The sequence below is a fragment of the Salmonella sp. A7 genome (assembly GCF_020181675.1).
Classification (GTDB): Bacteria; Pseudomonadota; Gammaproteobacteria; order Enterobacterales; family Enterobacteriaceae; genus Salmonella; species Salmonella enterica.
The window spans coordinates 1,112,325-1,128,392 of record NZ_CP084001.1 but is presented as its reverse complement, the minus strand read 5'-3'; the positions used below and the strand labels follow the sequence as shown (position 1 = coordinate 1,128,392).

The window sequence follows — 16,068 nt, the reverse complement described above, 5'->3', positions numbered from 1 at the left end:
ATGAAAAATATAACTCTCCCCTTTACGTTAGTAGCAATCATCATAGCTCTGGCTGGATGTGCTTTTCCGGATAAAGACGGCGACTTCGGAGCTTATGTCCATGCCTGTCAGCAATACGCATACGGAAAATCCTATGCCTTTGAGCATAGAGACTTCGCGTATAAAGTCTGCAAGGATGCGGCTAAACTATGGGGTGATGAAGTTCCTAGCTATGTCATTAGGCAGATCCAATTACATCCTGAAATACCTGCCGATGAAATTAAATATGCTGCGATGGCAGGCTCACTGGGGAACAACTAAATCGACGTATGTGAAAGGGGCCTTATGCCCCTTTTGGATTATCCAATCAAGGGCCATCAGGACACTGATCAACTGGTTACATCCATAGACCTGCTGTATTCATGGCTGCGAATTTTTGCCATCAGTTCGTCTGTCAGTTCGGATACCCACTGGATAGCCAGCCGCTTCTCTTCGTCGCTGCACTCACTAGCCGCCACAAGCTTGATAAAAAAATCAATGCGCTGGAGCTTCAACGACTCCAAAAGATAGTCCTGCATCTTCCCTCCTTTCACTGCTACGGAACACAATGCTGTATATATAACCACTGTTTATAATTACAGTATATTAGGAAGCTAGAAATGTAAAACTCTTTTTATCTGTCAATTAGATAGCCCTGACACCGATCAATAACCGCATAAATTATTAACCCGCGTCAGCCGTACCATTGCCGCCATCTATCATCTTCCTGCAACCGCTGGTTACGGTAAAAAATACGCAACCCAGCCCCGGATGGAATACTGCCGCCACGCAGAAGCAAATCAATCTCCGATGCACTACCTTCAAACCCTCTGGCAGTCAGTTCTGCCTTAAGCTGCAGGCGCTGCTGCTCCGAAATATTCTGTTTGTATACTGTTTTCCGCTTCGGTTTTACCAGTCTCAACCTGGCGGTAAGTTCCCGCCGTTCCTTCTGGCCCATATTGTGGAGATAATCCTGCAGTTCCTTCTCATTCATGGTTTTAATATCGGGCAGATCTCCCCCTGATTTGTTCGTATTTTCAACAGGGGGACAGTTATTGCCACGAGTCCAAGGGGCGCAAGCGCCCTGGTCGGCTGTCGCCTCCTGAACGTCAACGGCCTTACGAACCTTTTTCCACTTCATCGCGTGCGTGCAAATCTTGCCCTCTATAATCGGGGACCAGATGCCATAGATACGGATACCGTGATCGCCGTAGGCGCTCGGTTCGTCGTTAAGCTCATAAGCCGTACGGACAAGGTGATGTTTGCGGGGAACCAGTACACCGCCCTGCTTCATGATGTAAGTGGCAAAGCAACCCGCATCTGCAGCTGCCAGTACCGCATCCAGACGCGGGTTATCCAGTACCGGTGCACCCGCTTTGCGCTCGCCCTGCACTCTCGCCGCCTGACCAGCCAGCAAGCGCAGCTCACGGTATGCCTGACGCCCCGGAATACCAAAGAAACGGAATTGCTGGACACGGTGCAGTGACGCCCAGGCACAGACATGCTCGGCGCTGTCACGCAATGATCTGCCGGTTTCTTTGCTGATTTCTTTAGCCAGCCCGCGCCCGTCGATGTTTTTACTAATGTATTTGGCGATGTAGCTGGTCGGTGTACCCTTGCGCGGGTTGATTAGCTCGGACTTGAAGCGCGGGCCGGTATTGGTGCCCAGTTCCTCGCGGTCTTCACGGATGGCGAACTTACGCAGCAGCGCGGTGATGGAACGACGGTCTTTTTTGCGCATAAAGCACAGAAGATGCCAGTGCACGGTGCCGTCATGGTGCGGCTCTGCAACGCGGACGCCGTACCAGCGCAACCCGGCCTTGTGCATGGCCTTGCGGAAAGCGGCGAACGTATCAACCAGATAATCACTGCTCTGCCGAACAGTGGCACAGGTCCACTTCGGATTAGGTCTGCCGTTGTTGAGGGTTGCGTGGAAGCGTGACGGGCAGGTGATGGTATAGAACACCGCGCAGTCTCCGCGCATTTCCGCTATCAGTTCCAGCCCCTTAACACAGGCCATCATTTCATTACGGCGGTGTGCCGGGTTGCTGTTGCTGGCGTTCACCACATCTTCCATGTCCAGCGTGTCGCCGTCTTCATTGACCAGCTCATGCGAGCGGAAGAACTCCAGCGATTTTCGGCGCTGCTCGCGTTTGTGGATCACAGCTTCATAGCTGACATACGGGGACGCTTTCTTGTTTACCAGGCAGACGGCGCGCAGCTGTTCCTCCCGCCACTCGCAGCGCATCTGCCACAATTTGCGATACCACCAGTCCGCGCACAACATACGCGCCAGCGATGGTGGGATCAGTTCATAAGGCACCGGCTTGCGGCGGTACTTTTTGCGGCGTAGCTTCTCAAACGCTGGCGGGATGACCTCAAGGCGCATGGCTTCTGCAGCAACCCTTTCCCATGCCTGGCGGATTTCTTCTGGTTTTACATCATCGCTGACGAACAGATCACCGCAGGACGCATCGAGACACATGCTCATATGTGCCGCAACCAGCGTGGATAGGCGTTTGACCTGATCCTGATTCATTTCAGGGAGTACCAGCAGCCCCTCCAGCCCGTCGTGGCTCGCCATGAACCGGAAAGACGCAGACACCTGGCTGTCACGCACGCGCTCCAGCCGCTCAAGACACGGCCTGATTGTTTCGCGCAGGTAGCGGGAATAAGCTTTTGCTCTGCCCAGGCTATGGAAATATTTAATCCGTTCAAGTAGCGGCTTGCTGATATGCGCCGGTTGGGCGCCCACATCGGCAATAATGACCAGATCGGGATTAAAACGCTGCTGCTCACGCGCCGTTTTGGCATGGCTAATCAGCCGATCCTGCTCCATTTCACGCTGGACAGGATCACGGGATTCATTGAAGAAATAGCGTTCCCAGACCTCATCGCTCAGCCTCTCACGGCGCAACTGCTCCTGCTCGTTATCCGCAGCGTAAAGAGCGATCAGGTTTGAAAGCGCAGACTCCGGCGCAACTTCCGCCGTGTCCAGATACGGGTTAACCGCTTTTTTTGGGGTATTCCATGGAAAGGCTGCGGCGGCCTCATTCGAGCCGCCGGTGGTTTGTACATAATGTAATGTGATTTTACTCACTGCCACGCCCGCACCTCAGTTTCCACCGAGATATCAGGACCAGACGCCAAATCAACACCAAACCAGCATGCTGATTTTGTGGCGATGATTTCTACTTCAGTTTTACTATCACCGGCAGCCACGCCCATGCTGCGCTTAGAGGTTATACGATGGCGAGTAAAATCACGATAAAGCGAACGGGTCAGAGACGTATCGCTGTTGGACACGATAACCGGATGACCTTCTGATGACCGGTGTTCAAGAATAGACGCCAGATGGAACTGATCATTCTCTGTAAAACCAGCTGTGTGATATCCGTTAAACGTGCCGTCATATGGTGGATCGCAATAGACAACATCACCCGTTTGCAGCAGTGCCAGTGTCTCGTCATAGCTGGCGCAGATAAACGTTGCGCGTTTTGCTTTTTCTGCAAATGCACGTATTTCGTTTTCAGGGAAGTACGGCTTTTTATAATTACCGTAAGGAACATTAAAATAACCGTCCAAGTTATAGCGACACAGTCCGCGATAACCATGGCGATTTAAATATAAGAAATACAATGCCCGTTCAATTGCGCCACCATGGCGCAAGTTAAACTCCTGTCTCGTCTTATAATATGCCTCTGGATCATTACGGGCTTCAAAAAGATATCTGCCCTCTTTGATGAAGTATTCAACATCATTCTTAATCACCTGATAGAGATTAATCAGGTCTGGATTAATATCCGCGACAAGATAATGAGGATAGTCTGTCTCTATCATCACAGCGCATGAACCCGCGAAAGGTTCAACCAGTCGCGGGCCTGCTGGGAGGTGTTTTTTCAGTTCTGCCATGATGGCGGTTTTATTACCCGCCCATTTCAGGATGGTGCTCATACAGCACCTCCGTTGTAGTGTTTGCCTTTCAGCTCTGCGATTTCCTGACAGGTGATGCAGCACTGCACGCCCGGAATGGCGCGGCGGCGTGCTGGCGGGATCGGTGCATCGCAATCAATGCAGAGAACACGGGAAACGCCCGGCGTTTTATTGCGGGCGGTATGGATGTGGCGCTGGCGTTCTTCTTCAACGCGCTGCTGTACGAGGTCCATTGAATCAGCCATCAGTGGATCTCCTGCGCTTCGTTCTGAATCTTCACCGCTTCTTGACGCAGCAGCTCAGCCGCTTCCGTGTGGTTAAGCTGACGTGACACGATATGGGCAGCCAAAGAGTCCAGACGTGCTGCCATCAAATCAGCGCGTCCACGGCGTTCTTCCATGCGCGCATCAGTCAGCAACTGATTAAGGCCAGCATCATCTGGTCCGGTTTTAGTGATACGGGTTTCAATATTTCGCATTGTTGTTTCTCCTGAATTTGGGCAATAAGAAGCCCGGCGGGTTTACGCCATTAATTTCTGTTGTGGGTTAATTCGGCATGGTTAGCCGTTTTGGAAATAAGCTCACCACTGCACGAAAATGATTCATTGCTTTAATCAGTTCCCGCTTTTCGTCAGTAGTCAGATCACTAATATTGACGCTATGACGTTCTGCTGGAATCTTTGCCATATAGAATATGGCTGCCAGTGCCCTCTCATTTTGTTTATTGTTAACATCCCTTTGGTCGCGCATATCTTCAATGAACCTTTCAAGCTCCGACTCAATATTCAGGCCGAACACTTTTGCGCGTAATTCAGCAATATGATTCAACCCATCCAGGCGTTTGCCGGGGCTTAATGGAACTGTCGCCACCGGGCCATCAATAGCCATTCCCCCTCCTATCTCGTCGTACATATACCTATTTGAAGTTGTGCCGGGAATTTTTTCACACGCCCGGCGCGTGCCTTAGTGGTAGACTATTTGCGCCAACAATCACCTACCCCTCGAAGGAGAAACCTGATGTCAGACTCTGACAACTTCCATGTATTGCCTCGTCCTGCCCCTGCACCTAAGCCAGAACCGGGGCAAGATAAAAAATAGGAATCCGGCATGACTAAACAAAGCTCCGAATATTTCCAGTTGCATTACTGCTATTACCTTGAGCTTATGACAGCGACACTTCACGGTAGGGCTGACAAATTGATGACTGCTATTCAGATTATTAGCGGTACTGCTGTCATAGCCGATACCGGGCTGGAATGGGTATTCGCTTTGCCCGTTGTTGTAATCGCAACAATTCAACTTGTGTGGCAACCCGCAATTATTTCCGAGCGTGCTAGCGTACAAAGCCGTCAGTACGGTGAATTGCTTTATGCTGGGGATGAATTGACCCCGGAGCTGATTGCACAAAAATTGAAAACACTGCATCACTCTGATTCCGCACCTTTCGGTTCTTTGTTAAATCCAGCCTACAAAAGAGCAGCTATTGCATGTGGTCGGTCTGACGACACTAAGCTCAGCTTCCAGGAAAAGCTTTTCGCCTGGTTTGCAGGATGCCTGCCACGTTAAAACTTAGACGTTGTAGCAATCTCTTTTTACCTATTCCCCGGACAGCCTGCTGCCGGGGAGACAGTTCAATACATGGATGCCACTTTTTTCCGCAAGGTAAATAAATCCAGCCGTGACCGTAGTGCATTGCTGGGCTTTGCTTAACGAGAAGTGATGCAAAAGATGGTTCTCTAGTCAGCATAGCCACCTCAGATCAGACCGAATGAAGCGCCGAGGCCCGTCACGCTATCCACCGCGCTTGCCATCACCGGGTTAGCCTGCAAACGTGCCTGTATGGAAACGGCAGCCAGTGCCATTAGGCGAGTAACAGAGTTGATGCTACTGATAACATCGCGGCGGCCTGCAGTAGTTTTCACATCACCCGATACAGCACCGGCAGCAATACGTCCGATTTCAGCAGTAGCGCTCATGACGTAATGTGGCAACTTCTCTTTTGCCACTTCGTTCATCGGTACGCATGGCAGGCAGTGAATCTGAGCCAAAAAACCGTCAACGAGCGTAGAGTCCTCAGTAAGATCGGTAAGCAGCCAGATCTCCGACGGCGTGAGCTGATGCGGTTGTTCCGGGTTCAGCTTGTTACGCAGCGTCTGGACTTTCATTCCCGCGCGTTCTGCCAGCTTCGCCATGTTGTGACGCAGCGCGAAAACCCGGCAGGCTTCGTCAAAGTGTGGATGTTTGGAAATCTTATAATCAAACATGCAAGCCCCTTAGAAAGTTCTCATAATCGAACTTACTAACCAACAATGACGCGGAAGTTGGAATGACCAAGAGACTCACGAACCTGGTCGGTTTTGTACATCAGGTACCGCAGGCTTACACGTCCTTTATTTTTTTCTTTCTTCACCATGTACTTAGCAAGCTGACCATGGTGAATTTTTTGATACACAGAGCCACGGGAGATACCTTCCCACTCCGCGAACTCAGCAGGCGTTGCCATCTCTTTTGGTACACGAATTGAAATATCAGTACTCATAGTGCAGTATCTCTTAGTTTGGGTTCGTTTTATCTTGTTTTATGTGGTTTGGTTTTGCTTTTCAAACCATGAATGGATATTAAGATCACTTTTTATATACGTCAAGAGGTTTGATTATGAGTTTAATCAAGGCGGGGAATGATAGTGGTGGGCGCGATGCGATTAACAGGCTTATTAAGGCTTACAATTTCAGCTCACGACAGCAGCTCTGCGAACATCTGGAAGTATCAAAAAGCACTATGGCTAACAGATACTTAAGGGATAGTTTCCCTGCTGAATGGGTAATTCAATGCGCTCTTGAAACAGGAATTTCCCTTCTATGGCTGGCTACGGGACAAGGAGATATGTATGCGTGTGAGAACGAAGAAAGAAATCTCAAAAACGAAACCTCCGTCACGGTAAGACCACTTTCTAAAATTGTTGCTCCTAGCATCAAACATGTTGAACTGAAGAACGGTGAACTGCAGCCAAGTGATGAAATTCTTCTTGATAGCAGACTGCTCGATGGTGACTCATCCAACTCTTTATTTGTAAAAACAGCTACTGATAGCTTTGTTGTGGATACGTCTGTTAAACAAGTCAGTAATGGCTTCTGGTTAGTCGATATGGACGGAGTTAAAAGCATCGTCAAAATCGCTCGCGTTCCAGGCAACAAAATTGTAGTTCACCAAGATGAAACATCATTTGAATGCTCGGTCGACGACATTGAAGCTATCGGGCGTGCAGTCAAAGTAATCAAGAGCCTCTAACTTATGAGCATCAGAAAACAGCCTAACGGAAAATGGTTGTGTGAATGCTACCCGAACGGACGGGATGGCAAACGTGTACGCAAGCAATTTGCGACTAAAGGCGAGGCCATAGCATTCGAAAACCACACCATGGATGAGGTGAACAAAAAACCGTGGCTGGGGGAGAAGGAAGATCGGCGGCATTTGTCAGAAGTGATTGATCAGTGGCATTCACTTTATGGGCAGACGCTGGCAGACCCCAAACGCCTGATGGCAAAACTCAGCATTATTTGTAATGGCTTGGGCGATCCCATTGCCTCAGAGTTAACCGCAGGCGATTTTACGAAATACAGGGAAGCACGGTTAAAAGGTGAAGTAAAAAATGAAGATGGCGTGCTTATGTCGCCAGTTAAGCCCCGTACGGTAAACCTTGAACAACGTAACCTATCATCTGTTTTTGGCACACTGAAAAAGCTGGGCCACTGGTCAGCACCCAACCCGCTCGCTGGGCTACCAACATTCAAAATCGCAGAGGGCGAACTGGCGTTCCTGGCACCGGAAGAAATTAAACGTCTACTGGATGCCTGTGCTGATTCTCAGAGTCCCAGTTTGCTGATGATTGCAAAAGTATGCCTGGCAACTGGCGCCCGATGGAGTGAAGCTGAAAACCTGCAGGGCCATCAGCTATCAAAATACCGCATCACTTATACCAAGACGAAGGGCAAGAAAAACCGTACCGTGCCAATATCTCAGGATCTGTATGACGAACTCCCCAAAAACAGAGGGAAGCTATTCACGCCATGCAGAAAAGCTTTTGAGCGTGCAGTAAAAAGAGCTGGTATTGAGCTACCAGAAGGCCAATGTACCCACGTGCTGCGCCATACCTTCGCCAGCCACTTTATGATGAACGGCGGAAACATACTGGTACTGCGCGATATTCTGGGCCACGCAGATATAAAAATGACGATGGTTTACGCTCACTTTGCCCCTGACCACCTCGAAGACGCAGTGACAAAAAACCCGCTTCACAACCTCAATTGGAAACGCTAATTTATGGCGGCATTTTGGCGGCAGGGCATTAAAAATGCGTAAAACGGACGAACACTGAATAATACTAACTCGCTGTTTTTAAACGCAATACACTGTTTTTACTATACTAAAAATGGTATGTAGGAATTTCGGACGCGGGTTCAACTCCCGCCAGCTCCACCAAATGATGATCCGGATACGTCCGGTGAAGTACAGAAATCCCGCACGACACAAGCCCTGCGGGCTTTTTTGTGTCTGTCGTTGTCCGAGGGCATCCGGCTAAATCCGATGATTATTGGTATACGTTTAGGTATACGATAGGATGTATACCTAAACGCGTATACCAATTCATGAAGGAGCGGCCACAGTGGCACGGACAACACGCCCCCTGACCAACACCGAAGTTCTGCGTACTAAGGCGTTAGAGAAGGATCTAACGCTACATGATGGTGATGGGCTTTTCCTGATAGTGAAAACCAGTGGGAAAAAGCTCTGGCGTTTCCGTTATCAACGTCCGGCAACAAAGCAGCGGACAATGATGGGACTCGGTGCCTTCCCCGCCCTTTCACTTGCTGATGCCCGAGGATTAAGAGCGGATTATCTTGCCTTATTAGCCAACGGAATTGACCCACAAATTCAAGCTGAAGCCGTAGAGGAAGAGCAAAAAATCGCTCTGGACAGTATTTTTTCGACAGTCGCCGCTAACTGGTTCCAGCTCAAAAGCAAAAGCGTTACTCCTGATTACGCAAAAGACATTTGGCGTTCACTGCAGAAAGATGTATTCCCTGCCATCGGTGAGATCCCTGTTCAGCAAATCAAAGCCCGTACATTGGTTGAAGCGCTTGAACCAATCAAAGCTCGTGGGGCGCTTGAGACTGTACGTCGACTGGTGCAGCGTATTAACGAGATAATGATTTATGCCGTAAACACTGGTCTGATTGATGCCAACCCTGCATCTGGTATTGGTATGGCATTTGAGAAGCCTAAAAAGCAAAACATGCCGACACTGCGGCCAGAAGAATTGCCGAAACTGATGCGTTCTTTAATCATGTCAAATCTGTCTGTTTCGACTCGCTGTCTTATTGAATGGCAACTCCTGACTCTTGTGCGCCCTTCTGAGGCCTCCGGTGCCAGGTGGACAGAGATCGATCTCGATACAAAGCTCTGGACGATTCCAGCCGAACGAATGAAGGCCAAGCGTGAGCACGTTGTTCCTCTATCTCCTCAGGCATTAGATATTCTAGAGGTTATGAAGCCTATTAGCGCACATCGAGAATATGTTTTTCCGAGTAGGAATAATCCAAAGCAGCCAATGAATAGCCAGACAGCTAATGCAGCCTTAAAGCGGATTGGATATGGGCAAAAATTAGTTGCTCATGGCTTGAGATCTATTGCAAGCACAGCAATGAATGAGGCTGGTTTTAACTCAGACGTTATCGAAACTGCACTTTCTCATGTTGACAAAGACGAAGTCCGCCGAGCATATAATCGTGCTTTGTACATTGAGCAACGTAAGGAACTCTTATCTTGGTGGGGTGCAATAATTACGAGTTCTAAATGACAATATTTAGCGAATATATTATTATTTAAGGCTTTCAATCATGAAAGCCTTCTGTAGCGACTATAGGCTCATCTAGCAAATATTGTTTTGCAACATACAACGGAAAGAAATCAGAGGTGTAAAACTTATAAATATCCCATTGAACATAAAACCACAATAATAATAAAGAAAATATCGAGACTATATTCACTGCAGATATATGAAAACTCCAAAGTATACAAAACAAAAGAGAAAAAATAATCTCGGAGTTAATTACCTTAACACGAAGACAAGCCTTTTTATCTGTTATTTTGTTATCTATCTCCTTGATGAGAAAGAAATCATAGGCATCATTTCTTTTTAAACTCTTATATTTTTCATGAATTTTTGCAATATACCCATTAGAATTACCGATTAAAATCAATCGATTGAAAATAGAAAAATTTATTTTTTTATGCGAACTATTCAAAATCAAAGAAATGATGAGAGCTTGCATTAGTTGCAACATTGAAAGCCCTGACAACACGCCGCCCTGAAAATCAAAGACTTCCTTAAGCGATGTTTGGTTCAGAATATTGTAAATATCAACATTACCATTTTGATAAGTTAGCATAAAGAAAATTACCATGAACAATATCAAAAAACGATGTAGAGGATACTTACTAGTAAGATCCTCTATATATTTTTCTTGGACTTTTTTTGCTAACTCATCCATTAATACACCTGTATAAAATATACATCTCCGCAAGCTGGATCAAAAGCACCATATTCTATATAAGGCGCACCCAAAAACACCATTTCTTTTTCACCTTGAAAATAAGGGAAAACTTCTTGAAAATCTTCCTTTGAGGCAAATCTCAGCGTGCTTACCGAGTTATTAAAATTATTCTTCATTTTAGCAGAAAGATATTGTAAGTCCATCTCGGTGACTTTCACTCGATAAATTACGGGGTCTCCCAATTTCTTTCTTGTTATAACTCTATGGAAATCATTAGCTTTAGCTCTATTGAATTCAAATACCTCTGTGCGATCTGCTGTCAACGATATTTCTAACGAGCTATCACCAGAGTGATTCGATCTAATAATTGCCAGCATTTGATCTATGTCTCTTACAATAGCCCGATCACCATACCGCCGATTAACTGCCGGATCAGGATTTTCTAAAAGTTTTTGATAATCACGTGGAAGAACTTTTTGAGCAGCGATTTGCGCACGTTTAGTTTCCAAACTTTTACTGATAGTGTCAGCATTTTCAAGACCTGCTTGCTGTGCTTCTACTACAGCATTATTTATTGCATTTGAAACCCTTTCGACAACTTTTTTTGTAATTTCTTTCTTTGAGAAGAAGTCAATAATGTATCCGCCTTCTCTAGGAGGCTGTACCAACATTTCAACATCTTTATAGTAGTCATGGTGCATCTTGGCATATTTCCAAAGATTACCATGCCTTATGTCAAGATAAGCCCGGTCTAAGGCACTTTGCAAGTGACCTAAACTTTTAGAAAGAGTTCTTAGAGATACTTGGTGATCAGGTGCAATATCGCCATCAAAATGCAATTCAACAATCGCCACTTCACTTTGCTCCATGTGAAAAAACAATTCATCAAGAATAACATTTTATGTTCATACGAAGCCTAGATCTACCTCTTAAAACTAACTACCAATGATCAAACTGAATGCGATTGGAGAAAACTTTACTACAAATTTTTTATGTAATGTCGCGCGCAATGCTCTCCCCGCCACGCCTGCCCGCTTAATGGGCCGCTTTTAATGCAGGTGCAAAGATGGTCTCAGGCCGCGCCACGACTGGCGCTGGTCTGGCATGCCGGAGCGAGAAAACGCATGCAAAACCATGCACCTTATGGATGCATGGCTTATTTGGTTAAAAATAGCGGGATTTACAGGGATTTTTTGACAGTCTACTGCGCGGCCAGTCCGGCGCGTCGACGGGCGTAAATCATGTTCTGTGCAGGGGTGAATTTTTCACGATTATCATCCCGCGAAGGCGCATCAGGCCTGTATCCTATGGCCGTTAAAATATCTTTATCCTGTGCAGAATAATTAATTTCATTTCCTGCGGTCAGCCAGACGGAAAGGGCTTCACGGAGATATGCCATCGAACGGTCAAGCGCGCGGTTTTTTATCATCGCGGGCTGGTTTTTAATCCCCATCAGCTCCGGTGCCAGTGCGGCGGCCAGCTCCGCTCCGTTCTGCTGCATAAAATCATGCAGCCGGTTACGGATGCTGATGCGCTGCACCTCCTCATGCGAGAAGATGTAGCGACCGGCGGCCTGATTAACTTCCCATTTTTTTACGTCAATCAGGTCACGCAGCGTCTGTAATCTGCGGGAGCCTGATGCATTGTCATCCAGCAATAATTCCTGATATTCCTGCATTGCGGCGGCCAGTTCGCTTTTACGGTTCAGCCACGCGGTTTTGTTCGTCTGACAGGCGTCACAGGCCTGCTGTAACGTCAGAGTGGTCACGGGTTGTTTCTCCTTATTAATGGCGGAACGGCGAGCTGTAGCAGCCTTTTACCCGACGGGGTGCAACGGGGGCTGTCGGCACCGGCGCGGTTTTCTCATCGACGCCCGGCGAGCGTATCACTTCAAAAATCGACTCATGCGTTTTAAATGTCGCCGAGCAGTGTACATTCTGGCACTGCAGGTAACTCTCTTTGACGCTGTCAGACATATAGCGGCTGGTGCGAACGTGTGCCGCTGTGCGGCAGAAAGGGCAGCGCATCATGACAGTAACCCCCGTGCCTTAAGGTCAGACTCACGTTTTTTCATTTTCTCAAACCATACCTGACGCTGGCCGGGCGTAACCGCAACATCATGCTCCATATGTGGCAGCGTGGAGGATGAGAGCCCTGTTTTAAACAGCACCGGTTCATCGGTCAGACGGATATTGCAGCCATTCACGGCCTGTTCAAGCCACGCTTTCACCTGCTGCATAACGGCCTGCTCTGGCTGGATATAGCCCTGATGGCCGGCGGTATTGGCAAGCGGGTTATTCAGTACCAGTATGTTGAGTTTCATTGCCCTGACCAGCGCGCTACAGGTTTCACGCAGGGCAGCATTTAGCTCATGCTCTGCGTACTGGCTGAGGACGCTGTGATGTGCCTGACGATACGCTTTGGCCGTCCGGTCACACGCTCCTTTAAGGCTGTCCAGCTCAAAAGACAGTACCTCGTTCATGCTGTCACATTCCTGCGCCAGTTCCCGCCGTGCCACGCGCGCCAGATGGCGTTGTTTCAGCTCGTCGGTAATGACAGCACCACCGGCACGAAAGGCGGCGCGCCATGCGCCGGAATCATTGCCGTTTTCCTGCTCCAGCTCCTTTTTTTGTGCTTTCACCTGGCTGATGGCCGCCGTGGTTTCATCCATGCGTCGGGCATTAATGAGATGTTCCTCTCTGGCCGTCTCAAGCCGTTCCATCGCGGGTTTAAGGTAGTCGGGAATAACAGCGGTATGAGTCATGTCGGGTCTCCTCTTCGTTTCAATCTGAGGAGATTCTGCCGCGCCGGACACAACAACACGATTCATTGCCGTTGTGGCAAAAATGGCACAAACAGACCTTAAAACCCGGCTGGCCAGAGAAAGGTCTCAGGAAAACCTTACTCACTGTTTGTTTTTTTACTTATAACTATTCACTACTGTTCACTGAAAAGAAAAAGATAAGTAATACAGTCAGATAAAGGGTGAACAGTTGAGGGTGTAACTGTTCACCGACTGTTCACTACTGTTCACCGCTACCGGCAATCTCCCTCCGAATGATTCATTGTTTTTTTATTTTTATTTTCTGTAATTAATAGAAGAATCCAATCAGCCGGATTTTATGAGCGTCTCAGCGCGTCGTGTGCCGATTATTTTTCGCCTTTTCATTTCACTGCTCAAATAACAGACAAAACCGCTCCACGACACAACATGCACCTGTTGCACTGGAGAAAAATATTCACAAAATAAAGAGCTACCCGAAGCCGGACGGACACGACCGGCGCTGTATGGATTGTTACGAGGTGGCTTAATGCAAACTGCTTTTTCTTCTCCGTCTTCTGCTCCAGCGGCTCCCCTGATGCCGGTATCTGATGCCACTCAGGAGCGATTTTTACGCCTGCCTGAAGTGATGCATCTGTGCGGTCTGTCCCGCTCCACGCTTTACGATCTCATTAAGAAAAATGCCTTTCCGCAGCAGATAACCCTCGGTGGTAAAAATGTTGCTTGGCTGCAATCCGAAGTCACCGCATGGATGGCCGACCGTATTGCACAACGCAAGCGGGGATATGACGCATGATGCGACCTGTTCAGCAAAAAGCCCCTTTTTCTGGCTTGCATCTTTTGTATGTTTCCTGGTACAGTTTTGCTGTTGCCGCAAAATCGGCAACCGGGCGTGAGAACCCGAGCAATCCATCGGCGATACCAGACGCGCCATGCGTCTTTTTTTGTGTCGCAATCAACGCCACAGAGCACCAGATAATGGTGTGGTGTGCGGACATTCGTGCAGGTGTGACTTTCCGTCGCCTGCCCGTATTCGTACATTATGTCATCATGTCAATGGTAGCTCAGGCGGGGCAGCCCTCGGGCTGGCCGGTATTCGATGGAGCCGGTATTCTCACCCCCGTCTGGGCTATCGCCACTGAGCGTGAGAACTCCGGCGATAGCAATTATCAGCTATCCATCGGAGGTTGCCTTATGGCTACAACCCTCACCCCGTCTCACCATGAATTTATTTTTGTGTTTGCGGCCGTTCGCCGCACTGAGCGTAAACCACATATCTGCATGCTCCGCACCGTTGCCGGTGACGAGCGCACCGCACGCAGTTCCCTTGTCCGCGACTATGTCCTTTCTCTTTCCGCCCGTCTGCCGCTTGCGGAGGTGTCACATGCACACTGAAAACAGCATTCAGACCGTCTCAGCGCGTCGTGATGACCTTAACACTCTTCGCGAGCACCTCAGCATTGAGGCATACCATAAACTCAACCGCGCCAGCACTATAACGCAGTTTGTCGGGCTTGATTTGGGGCAACGTGAATTAACCGGCCTGCATCAGCTTTGTATGCCACATATTTTCAGCTATCTGCACGATGACATCAGTTTTGTTCTGGAGGAACTGAAAGGCAAAGGCCTGTGCCGTGACTTTCTCACTCAGCAAGGCCTGCGGGAGGAAGAAGACCATGTTTGATTTTCCTCAGCCCGGTGAGATTTATCGCTGCACAGGCTTCCCTGATGTGGTCGTGGTCGGCGTTCTGGCCGCTGGCATTCCATGGGATATGCCGTACCGTTGCCCGGCGCTGGCCTGGAATCCGTACCGCCGGACGTACAGCATTCTTGTCCGTACAGAAAATGATGACCATTTTACGGAAATACCGCTCGGTCGTTTTTTGCAGGAATTTACCTGTGTGAAACCAGATCTGTTTAAACGCTGCCGCGAAAATCGTTATGCCGTACTGAAAGAAGTCACTTTCGACCCTGAATTACAGAAGTGGCGGGCGAAAAATATCGATATTTACCAGAAAGATATAACGACTCCCAAGCGAACAGTACCAGCGGCGCGTAAATGGCGGGATATTCCGCGAGCGGATCCAGAAATAAAACCGGATAACAGTTACCGCCATTATCTGTAATTAAAAAACGACATTCCCAAAATTAAATGTGCGTATTCGCGCAGGGATACGCACACCTGCAGGAGAAGAAATTATGCCTGTTTACAGTACGGAACGGCCGCAGAATAAACACCAGCCCGCCATCAGCCGGGCAGACCTCGAATGTCTGGAACATATGCGCAACGTCGGCCTGCTCGTCGGCGATCTGATGCAGGTGCAGGACTGCGCCACCGTTCGCCGTGACCCGGTGCAGCAGTTACAGCTCACCTCCGTGATTTACCTTATGACCGCCCAGCTCGACGGCGTGGTCGAGCGCTGCAATCAGCACTGGCTGACCGGGGAGGGCAATGTATGAAAAAACCATTACCACCCGTATTACGCGCCGCGCTGTATCGTCGCGCCGTGGCCTGTGCCTGGCTGACCCTGTGCGAACGTCAGCACCGCTACCCGCAACTCACCCTCGACACACTGGAAAGCGCCATTGCTGCCGAGCTGGAGGGCTTCTATCTGCGCCAGCACGGCGAGGAAAAAGGCCGCCAGATTGCCTGTGCACTGCTGGAAGATTTAATGGAAGCCGGACCACTCAAGGCCGCGCCGTCGCTGTCCTTTCTCGGGCTCGCCGTGATGAATGAACTTTGCGCCCGTCATATCACCGCACCGGTACTGCACTGAGGGAG

General features: G+C 48.7%; 25 protein-coding genes. 11 read left to right on the top strand and 14 right to left on the bottom strand.

Features of this window, described 5'->3' with window-relative positions; all coding sequences use genetic code 11:
- The gene (locus tag LCS67_RS05470; protein WP_000790439.1) at positions 1-300 is read left to right on the top strand and encodes a hypothetical protein; all 300 of its coding nucleotides are present in this window, start codon (positions 1-3) and stop codon (positions 298-300) included.
- Between the two features lie 68 nt (positions 301-368).
- On the opposite strand, the gene LCS67_RS05465 is transcribed toward LCS67_RS05470, so the two are convergent.
- The 6 genes from LCS67_RS05465 to LCS67_RS05440 form a co-directional block, all read right to left on the bottom strand.
- On the bottom strand, positions 369-557 hold the full coding sequence (locus tag LCS67_RS05465; protein ID WP_001154444.1) for a hypothetical protein: 189 nt from the start codon (positions 555-557) through the stop codon (positions 369-371).
- 155 nt (positions 558-712) lie between these two features.
- Positions 713-3,124 carry a replication endonuclease gene (locus LCS67_RS05460; protein WP_100521898.1) on the bottom strand — a complete coding sequence of 804 codons (2,412 nt, stop codon included), beginning with the start codon at positions 3,122-3,124 and terminating at the stop codon, positions 713-715.
- Positions 3,115-3,972 (bottom strand): DNA adenine methylase, encoded by an 858-nt coding sequence (locus tag LCS67_RS05455; RefSeq protein ID WP_094965344.1) that lies wholly within the window; start codon positions 3,970-3,972, stop codon positions 3,115-3,117. The genes LCS67_RS05460 and LCS67_RS05455 overlap by 10 nt, the downstream gene beginning before the upstream one ends.
- Positions 3,969-4,196, bottom strand: coding sequence for a TraR/DksA family transcriptional regulator (locus LCS67_RS05450; RefSeq protein ID WP_000785509.1), 228 nt, complete (start codon positions 4,194-4,196; stop codon positions 3,969-3,971). Before LCS67_RS05450 ends, LCS67_RS05455 begins: the two co-directional genes overlap by 4 nt.
- On the bottom strand, positions 4,196-4,429 hold the full coding sequence (locus LCS67_RS05445) for a DUF2732 domain-containing protein (protein ID WP_001244234.1): 234 nt from the start codon (positions 4,427-4,429) through the stop codon (positions 4,196-4,198). Before LCS67_RS05445 ends, LCS67_RS05450 begins: the two co-directional genes overlap by 1 nt.
- Before the next feature lie 67 nt (positions 4,430-4,496).
- A complete protein-coding gene (locus LCS67_RS05440; protein ID WP_000963195.1) occupies positions 4,497-4,838 on the bottom strand; it encodes a DUF5347 domain-containing protein in 342 nt (113 codons plus the stop codon).
- A gap of 219 nt (positions 4,839-5,057) precedes the next feature.
- Here LCS67_RS05440 and LCS67_RS05435 point away from each other — a divergent pair, with 219 nt between their 5' ends.
- Entirely contained in the window at positions 5,058-5,516 is a 459-nt protein-coding gene (locus tag LCS67_RS05435) for a hypothetical protein (RefSeq protein ID WP_000166366.1), read from the top strand.
- Here the strand turns inward: LCS67_RS05435 and LCS67_RS05430 are convergent.
- From LCS67_RS05430 to LCS67_RS05420, 3 genes are read right to left on the bottom strand one after another with little or no spacing between them, the layout of a single operon-like run.
- Positions 5,464-5,697, bottom strand: a complete 234-nt coding sequence (locus LCS67_RS05430) for a phage filamentation protein Fil family protein (protein ID WP_000957775.1) — start codon at positions 5,695-5,697, stop codon at positions 5,464-5,466. The genes LCS67_RS05435 and LCS67_RS05430 overlap by 53 nt on opposite strands.
- Before the next feature lie 7 nt (positions 5,698-5,704).
- Entirely contained in the window at positions 5,705-6,214 is a 510-nt protein-coding gene (locus tag LCS67_RS05425) for a phage regulatory CII family protein (RefSeq protein ID WP_100521899.1), read from the bottom strand.
- Between the two features lie 35 nt (positions 6,215-6,249).
- Positions 6,250-6,489 carry a hypothetical protein gene (locus tag LCS67_RS05420; RefSeq protein ID WP_000102104.1) on the bottom strand — a complete coding sequence of 80 codons (240 nt, stop codon included), beginning with the start codon at positions 6,487-6,489 and terminating at the stop codon, positions 6,250-6,252.
- Positions 6,490-6,605: 116 nt separating this feature from the next.
- On the opposite strand from LCS67_RS05420, the gene LCS67_RS05415 reads away from it, so the two are divergent.
- From LCS67_RS05415 to LCS67_RS05405, 3 genes are all read left to right on the top strand, one after another.
- Entirely contained in the window at positions 6,606-7,238 is a 633-nt protein-coding gene (locus LCS67_RS05415) for a helix-turn-helix domain-containing protein (protein ID WP_000052560.1), read from the top strand.
- A 3-nt stretch (positions 7,239-7,241) separates the two neighbouring features.
- Entirely contained in the window at positions 7,242-8,267 is a 1,026-nt protein-coding gene (locus LCS67_RS05410; RefSeq protein WP_001536726.1) for a site-specific integrase, read from the top strand.
- Between the two features lie 346 nt (positions 8,268-8,613).
- Positions 8,614-9,807 (top strand): integrase domain-containing protein, encoded by a 1,194-nt coding sequence (locus LCS67_RS05405; protein WP_000124725.1) that lies wholly within the window; start codon positions 8,614-8,616, stop codon positions 9,805-9,807.
- Between the two features lie 34 nt (positions 9,808-9,841).
- On the opposite strand, the gene LCS67_RS05400 is transcribed toward LCS67_RS05405, so the two are convergent.
- From LCS67_RS05400 to LCS67_RS05380, 5 genes are all read right to left on the bottom strand, one after another.
- Complete coding sequence (locus LCS67_RS05400; RefSeq protein WP_023198740.1) at positions 9,842-10,501, bottom strand: hypothetical protein; 660 nt, start codon at positions 10,499-10,501, stop codon at positions 9,842-9,844.
- Positions 10,501-11,358, bottom strand: a complete 858-nt coding sequence (locus LCS67_RS05395; RefSeq protein WP_001018882.1) for a hypothetical protein — start codon at positions 11,356-11,358, stop codon at positions 10,501-10,503. Before LCS67_RS05395 ends, LCS67_RS05400 begins: the two co-directional genes overlap by 1 nt.
- Positions 11,359-11,705: 347 nt before the next feature.
- The gene (locus LCS67_RS05390) at positions 11,706-12,272 is read right to left on the bottom strand and encodes a phage polarity suppression protein (RefSeq protein WP_000210076.1); all 567 of its coding nucleotides are present in this window, start codon (positions 12,270-12,272) and stop codon (positions 11,706-11,708) included.
- Between the two features lie 16 nt (positions 12,273-12,288).
- On the bottom strand, positions 12,289-12,534 hold the full coding sequence (locus LCS67_RS05385) for an ogr/Delta-like zinc finger family protein (RefSeq protein ID WP_000984203.1): 246 nt from the start codon (positions 12,532-12,534) through the stop codon (positions 12,289-12,291).
- On the bottom strand, positions 12,531-13,268 hold the full coding sequence (locus tag LCS67_RS05380) for a hypothetical protein (protein WP_000149859.1): 738 nt from the start codon (positions 13,266-13,268) through the stop codon (positions 12,531-12,533). Before LCS67_RS05380 ends, LCS67_RS05385 begins: the two co-directional genes overlap by 4 nt.
- Before the next feature lie 547 nt (positions 13,269-13,815).
- Between LCS67_RS05380 and LCS67_RS05375 the strand changes: the two genes are divergently transcribed.
- From LCS67_RS05375 to LCS67_RS05350, 6 genes are all read left to right on the top strand, one after another.
- Positions 13,816-14,082: a helix-turn-helix transcriptional regulator gene (locus LCS67_RS05375; RefSeq protein WP_001750322.1), complete on the top strand. Its 267-nt coding sequence runs from the start codon at positions 13,816-13,818 to the stop codon at positions 14,080-14,082.
- Positions 14,079-14,681 carry a host cell division inhibitor Icd-like protein gene (locus LCS67_RS05370; RefSeq protein ID WP_000986181.1) on the top strand — a complete coding sequence of 201 codons (603 nt, stop codon included), beginning with the start codon at positions 14,079-14,081 and terminating at the stop codon, positions 14,679-14,681. Before LCS67_RS05375 ends, LCS67_RS05370 begins: the two co-directional genes overlap by 4 nt.
- Positions 14,671-14,970, top strand: coding sequence for a hypothetical protein (locus LCS67_RS05365; RefSeq protein WP_000556707.1), 300 nt, complete (start codon positions 14,671-14,673; stop codon positions 14,968-14,970). The genes LCS67_RS05370 and LCS67_RS05365 overlap by 11 nt, the downstream gene beginning before the upstream one ends.
- Positions 14,963-15,412, top strand: a complete 450-nt coding sequence (locus LCS67_RS05360; RefSeq protein WP_000459283.1) for a hypothetical protein — start codon at positions 14,963-14,965, stop codon at positions 15,410-15,412. The genes LCS67_RS05365 and LCS67_RS05360 overlap by 8 nt, the downstream gene beginning before the upstream one ends.
- 73 nt (positions 15,413-15,485) lie before the next feature.
- Complete coding sequence (locus tag LCS67_RS05355; protein ID WP_001145746.1) at positions 15,486-15,746, top strand: hypothetical protein; 261 nt, start codon at positions 15,486-15,488, stop codon at positions 15,744-15,746.
- A complete protein-coding gene (locus LCS67_RS05350; protein ID WP_000743152.1) occupies positions 15,743-16,063 on the top strand; it encodes a DUF5375 domain-containing protein in 321 nt (106 codons plus the stop codon). Before LCS67_RS05355 ends, LCS67_RS05350 begins: the two co-directional genes overlap by 4 nt.
- Positions 16,064-16,068 lie beyond the last annotated feature (5 nt).